Source organism: Mesorhizobium loti CJ3sym, from assembly GCF_000472785.1.
Classification (GTDB): domain Bacteria; phylum Pseudomonadota; class Alphaproteobacteria; order Rhizobiales; family Rhizobiaceae; genus Mesorhizobium; species Mesorhizobium loti_E.
On the sequence record NZ_AXAL01000007.1, the window covers coordinates 102,740 to 115,129 of the forward strand.

12 protein-coding genes are annotated in these 12,390 nt (G+C 60.6%); 9 read left to right on the forward strand and 3 right to left on the reverse strand.

Annotation, left to right across the window (positions count from 1 at the left end; genetic code table 11):
* Positions 1 to 7: 7 nt before the first annotated feature.
* A complete protein-coding gene (locus A3A9_RS0110860; RefSeq protein ID WP_027058810.1) occupies positions 8 to 1,078 on the reverse strand; it encodes a diguanylate cyclase in 1,071 nt (356 codons plus the stop codon).
* A gap of 411 nt (positions 1,079 to 1,489) precedes the next feature.
* Between A3A9_RS0110860 and A3A9_RS0110865 the strand changes: the two genes are divergently transcribed.
* The 3 genes from A3A9_RS0110865 to A3A9_RS0110875 all read left to right on the forward strand — a co-directional run bounded on the left by A3A9_RS0110865 (position 1,490) and on the right by A3A9_RS0110875 (position 2,972).
* The gene (locus tag A3A9_RS0110865; RefSeq protein WP_027058811.1) at positions 1,490 to 1,906 is read left to right on the forward strand and encodes a GFA family protein; all 417 of its coding nucleotides are present in this window, start codon (positions 1,490 to 1,492) and stop codon (positions 1,904 to 1,906) included.
* 78 nt (positions 1,907 to 1,984) lie between these two features.
* The gene (locus tag A3A9_RS0110870; RefSeq protein ID WP_027058812.1) at positions 1,985 to 2,344 is read left to right on the forward strand and encodes a diacylglycerol kinase; all 360 of its coding nucleotides are present in this window, start codon (positions 1,985 to 1,987) and stop codon (positions 2,342 to 2,344) included.
* 40 nt (positions 2,345 to 2,384) lie between these two features.
* Entirely contained in the window at positions 2,385 to 2,972 is a 588-nt protein-coding gene (locus A3A9_RS0110875) for a hemerythrin domain-containing protein (protein WP_027058813.1), read from the forward strand.
* A gap of 3 nt (positions 2,973 to 2,975) precedes the next feature.
* Here A3A9_RS0110875 and A3A9_RS0110880 read toward each other — a convergent pair whose 3' ends face one another.
* Positions 2,976 to 3,563, reverse strand: a complete 588-nt coding sequence (locus tag A3A9_RS0110880) for a DedA family protein (protein ID WP_027058814.1) — start codon at positions 3,561 to 3,563, stop codon at positions 2,976 to 2,978.
* Positions 3,560 to 4,123 carry a DUF1003 domain-containing protein gene (locus A3A9_RS0110885; RefSeq protein ID WP_027058815.1) on the reverse strand — a complete coding sequence of 188 codons (564 nt, stop codon included), beginning with the start codon at positions 4,121 to 4,123 and terminating at the stop codon, positions 3,560 to 3,562. The genes A3A9_RS0110880 and A3A9_RS0110885 overlap by 4 nt, the downstream gene beginning before the upstream one ends.
* 89 nt (positions 4,124 to 4,212) lie before the next feature.
* Between A3A9_RS0110885 and A3A9_RS0110890 the strand changes: the two genes are divergently transcribed.
* The 6 genes from A3A9_RS0110890 to A3A9_RS0110915 all read left to right on the forward strand — a co-directional run bounded on the left by A3A9_RS0110890 (position 4,213) and on the right by A3A9_RS0110915 (position 12,335).
* Complete coding sequence (locus A3A9_RS0110890) at positions 4,213 to 4,929, forward strand: DNA-3-methyladenine glycosylase I (RefSeq protein ID WP_027058816.1); 717 nt, start codon at positions 4,213 to 4,215, stop codon at positions 4,927 to 4,929.
* Positions 4,930 to 5,035: 106 nt separating this feature from the next.
* Entirely contained in the window at positions 5,036 to 6,712 is a 1,677-nt protein-coding gene (locus A3A9_RS0110895; protein ID WP_027058817.1) for an NAD+ synthase, read from the forward strand.
* A gap of 35 nt (positions 6,713 to 6,747) precedes the next feature.
* Positions 6,748 to 7,632 (forward strand): SPFH domain-containing protein, encoded by an 885-nt coding sequence (locus A3A9_RS0110900; protein WP_027058818.1) that lies wholly within the window; start codon positions 6,748 to 6,750, stop codon positions 7,630 to 7,632.
* 9 nt (positions 7,633 to 7,641) lie between these two features.
* Complete coding sequence (locus A3A9_RS0110905) at positions 7,642 to 8,592, forward strand: hypothetical protein (RefSeq protein ID WP_027058819.1); 951 nt, start codon at positions 7,642 to 7,644, stop codon at positions 8,590 to 8,592.
* A gap of 382 nt (positions 8,593 to 8,974) precedes the next feature.
* Positions 8,975 to 10,780: an ABC transporter ATP-binding protein gene (locus A3A9_RS0110910; RefSeq protein ID WP_027058820.1), complete on the forward strand. Its 1,806-nt coding sequence runs from the start codon at positions 8,975 to 8,977 to the stop codon at positions 10,778 to 10,780.
* Between the two features lie 379 nt (positions 10,781 to 11,159).
* Entirely contained in the window at positions 11,160 to 12,335 is a 1,176-nt protein-coding gene (locus A3A9_RS0110915; RefSeq protein WP_027058821.1) for a hypothetical protein, read from the forward strand.
* Positions 12,336 to 12,390 lie beyond the last annotated feature (55 nt).

Sequence of the window (12,390 nt, forward strand, 5' to 3'; positions counted from 1 at the left end):
GAAGGTGTCAGTCCTTCTTGTAGAGCAGCCAGCTCTTGCCGGCGCGGCCGGCCATTGTCGAATGCTTGGTGACGCGGTTGCGTCCGCTCACCTTCGAGCGGTAGAGCGCCCTGTCGGCCTTGGTGTAGAGATCTTCGGGCCCCTCGGCCTCTGACGCCATGCAGACGCCCATCGACACCGTCACGGTGCCGTAATTCATGCCGGTCTGGCTGCTGGTGAACGGCGTCTGCTCGATCAGGGCGCGAATGCGCTCCGCGCTCTCGTAGGTGGCGTCTTCGCTGGCACCCTCGATGATCAGCGCAAATTCCTCGCCGCCGGTGCGGGCGACGAACATGTCGCCGCGGATGCTGGTCTGGAAAATCTCGGCGATGATCTTGATGATCTTGTCGCCGACAGGATGGCCGTATCTATCGTTGATGTCCTTGAATCGATCGATGTCGGCAAGGATCAAGGCATTGAACAGGATACCCTTGTTGCTGTTGTAGATTCGGGTGATTTCCTTGTCGAAGGCGCGGCGGTTCCAGATCTGGGTCAACGGATCGGTGTCCGCCAGCCGCTTGTATTCCTCGAGCTTCGATTTGACGCTCTCGAGCTCGGCCGTCTTGTCGTTAAGCGTCGAGGCTATCTGCCGGCCGTGATCGATGGTCGAATTGGTGGCGACCGCCATGGCGTTGGCGATCTTCTGTAGAAGATCCTGGGAGAGCAGACTGCGGCCGCTCAGGCCGCTCGATGTTTCATCGAGAATCTTGCCATATTTTTCGATGTGGCTGCGCTCACTGCGCAATAGCGAGGCGACGTCCTCGAGCTCCCTGGCGATGACATCTCTTGCATGCGCGACGATGCTGGGACCATGGTTCTGGGCAAAGAAAGCGCGCCCGATCTTGTCCAATTCGTCTTGTGTCGGCCGCCCGCTCAGCGCAAGGACGGCGAGGCTAAGTTCGCGATTGGTGCCGCTCAGGGCTTCGTAGAAGATTTCGTAATTGCGTGGCAGGCCGAGTACCCCCAGCTGGCGCATGGTGGCGAGAACAGCAGATGCGATATCGGTGCTTTTTTCGGTTGGGGCTGCTGCCGGTTGCATGTCTGATTCACTTTCCCCCTGGGATCCCGACAGAATTTGCGGGTTCCACTCGTCGCCGACTTGGGGGGCCCTACCGACATTCCAGAACAATTTGCGAAGAGACGCGTCCCCACCCACGACCTTCGCTTGAAAGACCATAAGTGCGGCAGCGCTAAAGTTTCCTTAATTCGTGGGGCTTTCACAGGTTTTTCTCTACCTGCGGCTGTAGAAGCATAAACTTTTGCACCACCGTCGCGCGACAACACCCAGTTTGTCGGCTTTGAATTTGAAATCCACGCGGCGCGCTGCTGGAAATGAAACTGAATTTCGAATTTGTCACGCCAGTCCATGTCGCATTTGCTTGCGCGTAACCACCGCAAAGCTGGAATCCTGACGATTATGTTAGACAGGATTTCTCCAGGGAGAGCCGGAATGAGCGACAGTCACCAGGGATCATGTCTGTGCGGAGCGGTGCGCTTCCGAACGAGTGGGGTGCTGCGCGGCGTCGTCTACTGTCATTGCTCGCAATGCCGCAAGCAGAGCGGACATTTCTATGCCGCGACCAATGTTGCCGACGCCGACATCGTGATCGAAGGCGCGGAAAGCATCACCTGGTATGAAGCGTCCGCCTTCGCCAGGCGCGGCTTTTGCAAGACATGCGGGTCGGTGCTGTTCTGGAAGCCAGCGGATCAGGACTATATTTCGGTCATGGCCGGATCGTTCGACAATCCCACCGGCCTCAAGGGCGACTGTCATATCTTCGTCGGCGACAAGGGCGATTACTACTCGATCGATGACGGGTTGCCGCAGTTTGACAAATCGACGCCATCAATTCCGGTCGCCGAATGAATTTTGGACGGGCCGCCTTATTCCATTGACCGAGCCATTGCTTTATCTCGTGCCGGTGATTCCGAACGGGGTTTGGGCATGCAGCGGCTGATCGATGCTTTTATCAATTCTGTGCGGGCGTTCCGCAAGCTGGCCGCCAGCGAGAAGGCATTCCAGCAGGAACTGATGCTGCTCGCATTGGCCTTGCCCTCCGGGTGGTTCGTTTCGGTATCGTGGCGTGGTTATGCCCTGCTCATCGGCGCGGTCCTGCTCCTGATCATGGTCGAGGTGCTGAACACCGGCATCGAGGCGGCCTGCGATGCCTTCAGCCGCGAGTTCAATGTCGACATCCAACTGGCCAAGGACTGCGGCTCGCTGGCGGTGCTGATCTCGGTGGTCATCGTCGCCGGCGTCTGGGGCATCGCGCTTATCGAGCGGATCACGGGCCTACCGATTTAGCATCCCTGCTCTTACATGACAGTTACCAAAGGAAACTGTCATGTCCGAAACCGCCAATTTTCTGCTTCTCGAACGCCTGGGCCTACCGGATGATCTGCGCTGGCTGGCGCAAAAATACCCGCGTGAACACTGGCAAAGCCATGCCAACATCCACGGCATCGCCAATATGTGGCTGCAGCGGCACGACATGTTCCGCGAACTCGGTGGCATGCTGACGAAAGGCATTGGCGACTATCGCGAGGGCAGGATGACAGCGCCTGACTTCGCGCGCTGGTTCGCCCCGCGCCTCAACCATTTTCTCGGCAATCTTGATGGCCACCACAATGTCGAGGATCATCATTACTTTCCGGTCTTCGCCAGGGCAGAGACACGGCTGAAGCGCGGCTTCAAGATTCTCGATGCTGATCACCACACCATCCATGAAGGACTGGAGCGCAATGCCGAGGCGGCCAATGCCTTCATCAAGACGCTTCAGGAGAGCGAGGACAAGCAGCGCTTCGCGGCGGATGCCTATGCCGACGAAAACAGCCGTCTGATCGCCATGCTGACCCGGCATCTCGCCGACGAGGAGGACCTGATCATCCCGTTGATCCTCGACCGGGGTGATCAGGCACTCGGCATCGACTGACGATCAGCTCTCCTTGGCGCGCTCCCGCTTGGCGATGTGGCGAGCGATGAGCCAGGCAAGGATTGCCACCGTCAGGCCGATGCCAAGCCCGATCAGCAACCGCTCGTGGCGCAGCAAAGCCTGGCCGACGAAGTGCTCAGCGCCCAGCCCGAAAACGTAGCCGATTGAGCTGAACAGCACCGCCCATATCACCGATGAGATGGCGTTGAGGACGATGAAGCGCGGCATCGGTATGGTCGAAAGGCCAGCCGCGATGCCGCCGACCAGGCGCATGCCGTAGACATAGCGGTTCGACAGCACGAAGATGTTGGGGTGAGTGTTGAGCAGGCGATAGGCGCGGCGGAAGCCGGGCCGCCTGCGCAACCTGACGACATAGCGGTTGTCGGCGAAACTTCTGCCGAGGATGAAGAAGAACGTATCGCCGAGGAAAGCGCCCAGCGCCGCCGCAACAAAGGTCTGCCACAGCACGAAGACATGCTGGTGGGCGAAGAAGCCGCCAAGGATGGCGATGCTTTCACCCTCGGCAATGCAACCCAAGAAGACGGCAAGCAGCCCGTATTGTTCGATGAAATGATGGATGCCTTCGGTCATGACGCGGACTGCTGCTGGGACAGTCTTTCGTCGATCCGCTTGACCATCTCGGTCAGCTGCAAGATTTCGTCGCGCATGCCGATGATCTGGCCGTGGCGCAGTTCATCCAGCTTTTCGTGCAGCGCCATGATCTCGATCTCGGCCTTCAGATTGACCTCATAATCGTGGGCGGCATCGATGCGGTCGCGCTCGGTCTGGCGGTTCTGTGCCATCATGATCACAGGCGCTTGCAGAGCAGCGACCATCGACAGCACGAGGTTGAGAAAGATGAACGGGTAGGGATCGAAGGCGTTGCGCGACAGCAGCCAGACATTGCCTGATGTCCACAGGACCAGAAAGACGAGGAAGGTCACGATGAACGACCATGAGCCGCCGATGCGGGCGATCGAGTCGGCGAGCCGGTCGCCGAAGGTCTGGTGAAAGGCGACGGCCTTGTTGGTGTCGCGAGTGATGGTGGTGCGTTCGAGGGTCGACTGCAGCACCCGGCTTTCGAGCACACTCAGGCCGTCCGGCCGCCGCTTGAACCAGCGGTTTGCCAGCTCGTCGATTGTCTTGTTCATGGCCGTCTCCAGGGCTTGCCTTGCCATAAGACGTAGAGGCTGCTGGCCCGCACGGGAAGTGTTACATTTAAGCCGACAGCGAGGGACCGATGGCCGATTTCAAGAAAATTCGCCTGCGCGCGGCAAAACGCAAGGGCGGCGAGGTGGGGCTTGCCGCGCTTTTAGGCCCAGCGCCCGACAATGCCACCATCGCTGCGGTCACCGACGATCGCATTTTGTCTGTTATGGCGGAGCGCGTTTTTGCCGCCGGTTTTGTCTGGCGCGTCATCGAGCAGAAATGGCCGGGCTTTGAAGAAGCCTTTCTCCACTTCGAGCCGAAGCGGCTGTTGTTCCAGCCGGACGATTTCTGGCACGAACTGACTGCAGACAAGCGCATCGTGCGCAACCCTCAGAAGATCAAGTCGGTGCGTGACAATGCGGCTTTCGTCGAGCGGATATCAAAGGAGCATGGCGGCTTCGGCAAATTCCTTGCTGACTGGCCCGCGGATGACCAGATCGGACTGATGGCTTATTTCGGCAAGCATGGCAGCCGCCTTGGCGGCAATACCGGCCAGTATTTTCTGCGCTTCATCGGCTGGGATGCTTTCGTCATCTCGGCTGATGTCGGGGCAGCCCTTCGTGATGCCGGCCTCGATATTGCCGAAAGCCCGACCTCGAAGAAGGACCTCGACAAGATCCAGGCGCAGATCAATCAATGGGCGGCCGATACAGGTCTGTCGCGCCGGCACATTTCGCGGATCCTGGCGATGTCGATCGGCGAGAACCGCTCGCCAGAAGCATTGCGCCAATATATGGGCGACGACTGATCGTCGGTCACCCGGCCGCGATCGACATTCGTCATTCTGTCTGGGTCTGAATTGGTCCAAATGATCGCCATTGCCCGGGCAATTCCGCCGCGCTAAACCGGCAGCCATGACCAAGAAGCTCGATATCCTGCGCATCGCAATCGCCCAGCTCAATCCGACTGTCGGCGACATATCAGGCAACCTCGCCAAAGCCCGCGAGGCGAGGGCGGATGCCGCGCGCCAGGGTGCCGATCTCGTGCTCTATACCGAGCTTTTCCTCGCCGGTTATCCGCCGGAAGATCTGGTGCTGAAACCGGCCTTTCTGAAGGCCTGCGAAAAGGCGGCACAAGATTTTGCAGCCGATACTGGTGATGGCGGGCCGGGTGTCATCATCGGCACGCCGCTGAAGCGCAAGAGCGGCACGCACAATTCCATCGTTTTCGCCGATGGCGGCAAGATCATTGCCGAACGCTACAAGCTCGACCTGCCGAACTACGGTGAATTCGACGAAAAGCGCGTCTTCCAGGCCGGGCCCGAGATCCAGGGGCCGGTCAATTTCCGTGGCGTGCGCATCGGAGTTCCGATCTGCGAGGACATTTGGGGCGATGTCGGCATTTGTGAGACACTCGCCGAAAGCGGCGCCGAAATCCTTCTGGTGCCGAACGGCTCACCCTATTATCGCGCCAAGATCGACGTGCGCCATCAGGTCGTCATCAAGCAGGTCATCGAATGCGGCCTGCCGTTGATCTACGCCAACCAGCTCGGCGGCCAGGACGAGTTGATCTTTGACGGTGCGTCCTTCGCTATCGGTGCCGACAAGACATTGGCGTTTCAGATGAGCCAGTTCGAGGACGCAGTCGACGTCACCACATGGAAGCGCACGGAGGAGGGCTGGGTCTGCTCGGAAGGGCCGATGTCGAAAATCCCGGAGCGGGAAGAGGCCGACTATCGCGCCTGCATGCTGGGCCTGCGCGACTACGTCAACAAGAACGGCTTCAAGAATGTCGTGCTTGGCCTTTCCGGCGGCATCGATTCGGCGATTTGCGCTGCCCTTGCCGTCGACGCGCTTGGCGAGGAGCGGTTGCGCGCGGTGATGATGCCTTACCGCTACACTTCGAAGGATTCGCTCAAGGATGCCGAGGACTGTGCCCGCGCGCTCGGCTGCCGCTATGACATCGTGCCGATCTTCGAGCCGGTCGAAGGCTTTCTGCATACGCTGACGCAGCTTTTCGAAGGCACCAAGGAAGGCATCACCGAAGAAAACCTGCAGAGCCGTGCGCGCGGCACTATTCTGATGGCGATCTCCAACAAGTTCGGCTCGATGGTGGTCACCACAGGCAACAAGAGCGAGATGTCGGTTGGCTACGCCACGCTGTACGGCGACATGAATGGCGGCTTCAATCCGATCAAGGATCTCTACAAGATGCAGGTCTACGCACTGTCGCGCTGGCGCAACAGCCATGTGCCGCCTGGCGCGCTCGGGCCTTCGGGCGAGGTGATCCCGAAGAACATCATCGACAAGGCGCCGTCGGCGGAATTGCGCGAGAACCAGACCGACCAGGATTCGCTGCCGCCCTATCCGGTGCTGGACGATATCCTGGAATGCCTGGTCGAGAATGAGATGGGTGTCGACGACATCGTGGCTCGCGGCCATGACCGGGCGACGGTGACGCGCATCGAACATTTGCTCTACATCGCCGAATACAAGCGCCGGCAAGCAGCACCCGGCGTCAAGATCACCCGGAAGAATTTCGGCCGCGACCGCCGCTATCCCATCACCAACCGTTTCAGGGATCGCGGCTAGATACTCGACTGCTTTGAGAAACCTTGGGGGCGTGCATGTTCATCAGCTATTTCAAGGGAACGCCGGAGTATCACATCGTTCGCTTCAGGAACGGCAAGATACGCGGACAGGGGCGCGGCATCAGCTTCTGGTACGGCACATTGGGCACCACCATCGCCATGGTGCCGGTGACGTCGCTCGACAATCCGTTCATCTTCACCGAAACCACGGCCAATTTCCAGGATCTGGCGATCCAGGGGTCGGTCAGCTACCGCATCGTCGATCCGGTGAAGGCGGCGGAAGGTTTTGATTTCAGCGCCAAGCTCAGCAACTCCGACGTTGCCGGCGACGGCCGCGAGAAGATCGCCGAGCGCCTCGTGCTGGCCATCCAGAGCCGCGCACGGGCCGTGGTGTCGAGCATGACGCTGGAACAGGCGCTCGCCGAAGTGACGAAACTCGGCGGCAATCTGGCCGAATTGCTGCGCAGCGATCCGATCGCCGCGACGGCCGGCCTGTCGATCGAGGAGGTCCATATCACCTCGGTCCAGCCGACACCGGAAATCCGCAAGGCATTGCAGACTGAATATCGCGAGGCGCTGCAGCGCCAGGCCGATGCCGCGATCTATGGGCGCCGGGCCTGGGGCGTCGAGAAGGAGCGCGAGATCAAGCAGAGCGAACTGGCGACCGAGATCGAGCTTGCCGAACGCAACAAGCTGCTGGTCGATACCGAGGCGCGCAACAAGCTGACGCTGGCAGAGGCCGAAGCAAAGGCGCAGCAGCTCGAACTGACCGTCTATTCGTCGGCGCCTGCACACGTGCTGACGGCGATGGCCTTCAAGGCCTGGGCGGAAAAGGGTGGTTCTGTCGGCAATCTGTCGATTACGCCTGACATGCTGACCAGCGCGTTGAGCCAACTTTCGACGCCGAAAGCCGGAAGCTAGAAGTCCAGCATGGCCGGCGACCAGAGCGACAGGCCGATCGACCGGGTGATCGTCGTCACCCGCAAGACCGAGCTTGAGGAGTTGACGGCTCGCTTCAACACGCAGGGACAGGCGCGCTTCTATCTCAAGCAGGCCGGCATGGATTTCGATCCGGTCAAGACGGCGCATGACACCTACCATCAGGCGCTCGACCGGGTGATGGGCTCGCTGCCCCAAGGGCTCAAGCAATTGCGGCTCGACCGGGAATTGGTGCCGCAGTTCGAGTTCGGTTCCGATGTGGTCATTGCGATTGGCCAGGACGGGCTGGTCTCCAACACGGCCAAGTATCTTCCTTACCAGCCATTGATTGGAATCAACCCGAACCCGGCGCTTTTCGACGGCGCGCTGCTGCCCTGGAATGCCGGCGACACCGAAACTGTCCTCGGGCTCACACTTTCCGGCAAGGCAAAGCGCCAGGCCGTGGTGATGGCCGAGGCGCGCTCCAATGACGGAAGGCGGCTGATCGCCTTTAACGATCTGTTCGTCGGCGCCTCTACGCATGTTTCGGCCCGCTATGAACTGACCTATGGCGGCAGGACCGAGCGGCAATCATCGAGCGGCATCATCATTTCGACCGGCGCCGGCTCCACCGGTTGGCTGCGCTCGGTGATGGCGGGTGCCGCCGGACTGGCGGCGGCCTATGGCGATACATCGGTGCCGACAGTGCCGCCGCAGGGCTACGACCGCGAAGGCGAGCAGCTGTTCTTCTCGGTACGCGAGCCGTTTCCGAGCAACATTACGGGCGTGTCGCTCGTCCATGGTGTCATCACCCGCGACCGGCCACTCGTCGTCTCTTCGCGGCAAAGCAAGGGCGGCGTCATCTTCAGCGATGGAATGGAGGTCGATTTCGTCGAGTTCAATTCCGGCACGGATGTGACGATCGCGATTGCCGACCAGAAGGCCTATCTCGTAGTGCCGTAAGCGTGGCCTGTTGAACGCGTTGTTGCAAAATAACCTCAGTGCTTGGACCAGATAGGCTTTTGGGCGTGAGCCCGTCTTGGCGATGCATCGGGGCGCATCTATAAAGACCGTTCCGCGATTCATTTGCGGGAGGTCCGAATGGCAGTATTTGAAATGGTAATGCGAGGCCGCGAAGCTTAGGTCTCTACCTGCGCTCCGCGAAGGTGCTTCCTTCGTGTCGGAGCCGGTTTGAGCACAGGCTTATGCCGATGCCGGTCGCCGCCCGATTGCGGGCGTGACGCCAAAATATGCCACTCCGCTTCTGGGCGATCATTAGTCCTTGCGCGGCTTCTTCAATTTTCGACCTTACTGGGATCGGGCTCGTTTGCGCCCGAATGACATCATGGCTCGTTTCAAAATCGATTTGCGCGCAAGCGCCTTTCGCAGCGTTCTTGGTTTCACGCTCACCCATTGGCGGCGCCAGCCCTGGCGGCTTTCGCTGATCATGGCCGGCTTCCTGTTGTCGACGCTCGCCGACGTTTTGACGCCGCTCTATTCCGGCCGGCTGGTCGACGCCGTCGCCAGCAGCGCCGGCGCGAACGCCATTGCCTGGAATGCCGCGATGGCAGCGTTTTCCATCCTGATGGCGCTGGCGTTGGGCGGTCTCGTCCTGCGCAACCTTGCCTTCATGGGCATCGTCGAGCTGACGCTGAAGATGATGGCCGACATTGCCGCCGACGCCTTTCATCGCGTCCAGCGCTTTTCCACCGACTGGCACGCCAACTCGTTTGCCGGCTCGACCGTGCGCAAGGTGACGCGCGGCATGTGGGCGCTTGACCTGCTCAACGACACCATCCTGATCGCGCTGCTACCGTCGATCGTCATGCTCGTCGGCTCCACGCTGCTGCTTGGCTGGTTCTGGCCGCTGATGGGCGCGGTCGTGGCTGCAGGTTCGGTGCTGTTCATCATGGTGACGGCAATGCTGTCGCTTGGCTATGTCGCGCCGGCGGCAAGGCTCGCCAACACCTGGGACACGCGCCTCGGCGGCTCGCTGGCCGACGCGGTGAGCTGCAACGCCGTGGTCAAGGGCTTTGGCGCCGAGGAGCGCGAGGAGCGCCGCCTTGCCAGGGTCGTCGCCAAATGGCGTGCGCGCACGCGGCGTACCTGGGTTCGCGGCACCATCAACGGCACCACGCAAGGGGTGCTGCTTCTGGTCATGCGCGCCGCGGTGATCGGTCTGGCGCTGATGCTGTGGTCGTGGGGGCAGGCGAGCGCCGGCGATGTCGCCTTCGTGCTCACCTCGTTCTTCGTGCTGCAGGGTTATCTCAGGGATATCGGCACGCATATCCGCAATCTGCAGCGTTCGGTCAACGACATGGAGGAACTGGTCGATTTCCAATCCGAACCGCTTGGTATCGAGGACCTGTCCGGCGCCAAGCCGATCCGGATCACGCAAGGGACGATCAGTTTCGACAATGTCACCTTCCACTATGGCAGCCATCGCACGGCGCTCTATCGCGACTTTTCGGTCGATATCGCGCCGGGTGAACGTGTGGGGCTCGTCGGTCACTCGGGGTCAGGCAAGACGACCTTCGTCAAGCTGATCCAGCGGCTCTATGACGTGAATGCGGGAAAGATCCTGATCGACGACCAGGACATATCGCAGGTTGCGCAAGCGTCGCTGCGCGGGCAGATCGCCATCGTCCAGCAGGAGCCGATCCTGTTCCATCGGTCACTGGCCGAGAACATTGCCTATGCCAGGCCGAGCGCGACACAAGACGAGATCGAGCATGCCGCGAAGCTTGCGAGCGCGCATGATTTCATCATCAGCCTGCCGAAGGGTTATGGCACGCTGGTCGGTGAGCGTGGCGTCAAACTGTCGGGCGGCGAGCGGCAGCGCGTGGCGATCGCACGCGCCTTCCTGGCCGATGCGCGCATCCTGATCCTGGACGAGGCGACATCGAGCCTCGATTCGGAATCGGAGGTGCTGATCCAGCAAGCGATGGAGCGGCTGATGGTCGGCCGCACCACGCTGGTCATCGCGCACCGGCTGTCGACGGTGCGGGCGCTCGACAGGCTGCTGGTCTTTGATCGCGGCAAGATCGTCGAGGAAGGCTCGCATGACGAGCTGATCCGGCTGAAGGACGGCATCTACCGCCGCCTGTTCGAACGCCAGGCGCTTGAGCTGACCAAGGGACTGGTCATCTGACCCGAGATGGCCTCCGGCTTCGGCTGGAGGCCATCTCTATCAGGCCCTGTCAGCCAGGCGGGCGGTTGGTGTGGGGCACGCAATGGCAGTGCGGAGCCGAGCAGATGCGAGCACGTCGGCGAGGCATGAGCTGTCCGAATGCCTGTCGCTCCGCGTTTGCTGGCAGAGCAAAATCCGCGACACCAAGCGGTATCCAATTCTTTTCCAGATCTTGAATTTTGAGGCGCCCGTTTACGATACTGAGCGACACATGTTGTTTCAACCATTGATTGGTATACATTTATTCCAAGCAACCCAAGGACGACTGATGCGCATCCCGGGATTCGATTGATCAGCGCAGGATTTCGCCCTCCGGCAGACGACCTCCATAGGTTTCGCGATGCAACTTGTTTCCAAAATTAGCGGTGTGGAGAAGGTGTTTGCGCCGGCTGTGCTGGGCTCCCAGCATGGCTTGGTTCGGCCGCTTGCTGCCGGAGAACTCGAGCGCGTCGCAGCACTCTTCCTGACGAAGTTTCGGCGGCGGCGGCGCCACCTCCTCGATCGCGCGATCGCGGAGACGGCTGAGTATATGAGAAGGATCTATCTTGATCCTGCCGGCGGTGCGAGCAACGCTCTTGTCCAGATCACTCCGCAGGGTGACCTGGGTGGCTTCCTCGGCGTCCTGAAAGCCCGCTATGAGCTCAACGGAGCGGGATTGGACGCGGCGATTATCGGGCCGCTTATGTCCGACCCCGGCACCGATCATGGCTCGGCCGGACCGCAATTGCTGCGTGCCGTGCATCAAGGCGAATTCGATCTGCAACTGACGGATTCAGCCAACCGGGTATCCCTGGCGTTTGCGCGCCCGATGAAATACCAGCTCCTGCCGGCACATTGTCTGGGATGGACCCGCATTTTCCGCCCGGCCGCGGTGGCTTCCGCCGCAGTGCGCGATAAATGGCCGGCCCTGTCTCGCTTCGTATTCGATCCTTGCGCCAGGGCATTCGATCCTCTTACGAGAAAAAGGTTCGAGCCGCCCCCCCAGCATTCCTCGTCACACCGGGTCCATCGCGAGCCGATGGATGCCGCGCAATTTGCGGCGCGGTTGCCAACCGTCGTGTCCGATTACGCGCTTCGGCCTAATTGGCAGGAAGGCGAACTGCCACGGCTGCTCGCGCTGGCGGCCGAGAAGAGAGCGGATGGGCCGCTTCATTTCGGCGGGACCTACGACGAAGCTGGTAAAATTCTCGGTTGCTACGCTTTCTACGGTCAAGCCGGCGGCATCGCCAACCTGTTGCAAATCCAAGCCTTCGGATCTCACTGGGGCGCAACGCTGGATGCCCTGATGACGGACGCGTGGAATATGGGCTGCGCAGGCATCATCGGACAGACGCAGATCAGGCTCATGCCGCAACTCTTCAGCTACAAGAATGTCTTCTTCCGCTATGCCGGGGGAACGATGGTGCGCTCGCGTATTCCCGAGGTTACGGAAGCGGTGCGTTCGGGCGACATCCTCATCGGCGGGTTGATGGGCGACCGCTGGACCCGCCTCAGTTCCGATGATTTCGGCCGCTGATCGCCTTCAATGATCTGATCTGACCGAACAAGGGCCAAGCGTATCGCATAGCCCT

What these genes read in the sequence shown, in the direction of transcription:
- A3A9_RS0110860 (WP_027058810.1), bottom strand. Translation starts at nt 1,078, where the DNA reads ATGCAACCGGCAGCAGCCCCAACCGAAAAAAGCACCGATATCGCATCT.
- A3A9_RS0110865 (WP_027058811.1), top strand. Translation starts at nt 1,490, where the DNA reads ATGAGCGACAGTCACCAGGGATCATGTCTGTGCGGAGCGGTGCGCTTC.
- A3A9_RS0110870 (WP_027058812.1), top strand. Translation starts at nt 1,985, where the DNA reads ATGCAGCGGCTGATCGATGCTTTTATCAATTCTGTGCGGGCGTTCCGC.
- A3A9_RS0110875 (WP_027058813.1), top strand. Translation starts at nt 2,385, where the DNA reads ATGTCCGAAACCGCCAATTTTCTGCTTCTCGAACGCCTGGGCCTACCG.
- A3A9_RS0110880 (WP_027058814.1), bottom strand. Translation starts at nt 3,563, where the DNA reads ATGACCGAAGGCATCCATCATTTCATCGAACAATACGGGCTGCTTGCC.
- A3A9_RS0110885 (WP_027058815.1), bottom strand. Translation starts at nt 4,123, where the DNA reads ATGAACAAGACAATCGACGAGCTGGCAAACCGCTGGTTCAAGCGGCGG.
- A3A9_RS0110890 (WP_027058816.1), top strand. Translation starts at nt 4,213, where the DNA reads ATGGCCGATTTCAAGAAAATTCGCCTGCGCGCGGCAAAACGCAAGGGC.
- A3A9_RS0110895 (WP_027058817.1), top strand. Translation starts at nt 5,036, where the DNA reads ATGACCAAGAAGCTCGATATCCTGCGCATCGCAATCGCCCAGCTCAAT.
- A3A9_RS0110900 (WP_027058818.1), top strand. Translation starts at nt 6,748, where the DNA reads ATGTTCATCAGCTATTTCAAGGGAACGCCGGAGTATCACATCGTTCGC.
- A3A9_RS0110905 (WP_027058819.1), top strand. Translation starts at nt 7,642, where the DNA reads ATGGCCGGCGACCAGAGCGACAGGCCGATCGACCGGGTGATCGTCGTC.
- A3A9_RS0110910 (WP_027058820.1), top strand. Translation starts at nt 8,975, where the DNA reads ATGGCTCGTTTCAAAATCGATTTGCGCGCAAGCGCCTTTCGCAGCGTT.
- A3A9_RS0110915 (WP_027058821.1), top strand. Translation starts at nt 11,160, where the DNA reads ATGCAACTTGTTTCCAAAATTAGCGGTGTGGAGAAGGTGTTTGCGCCG.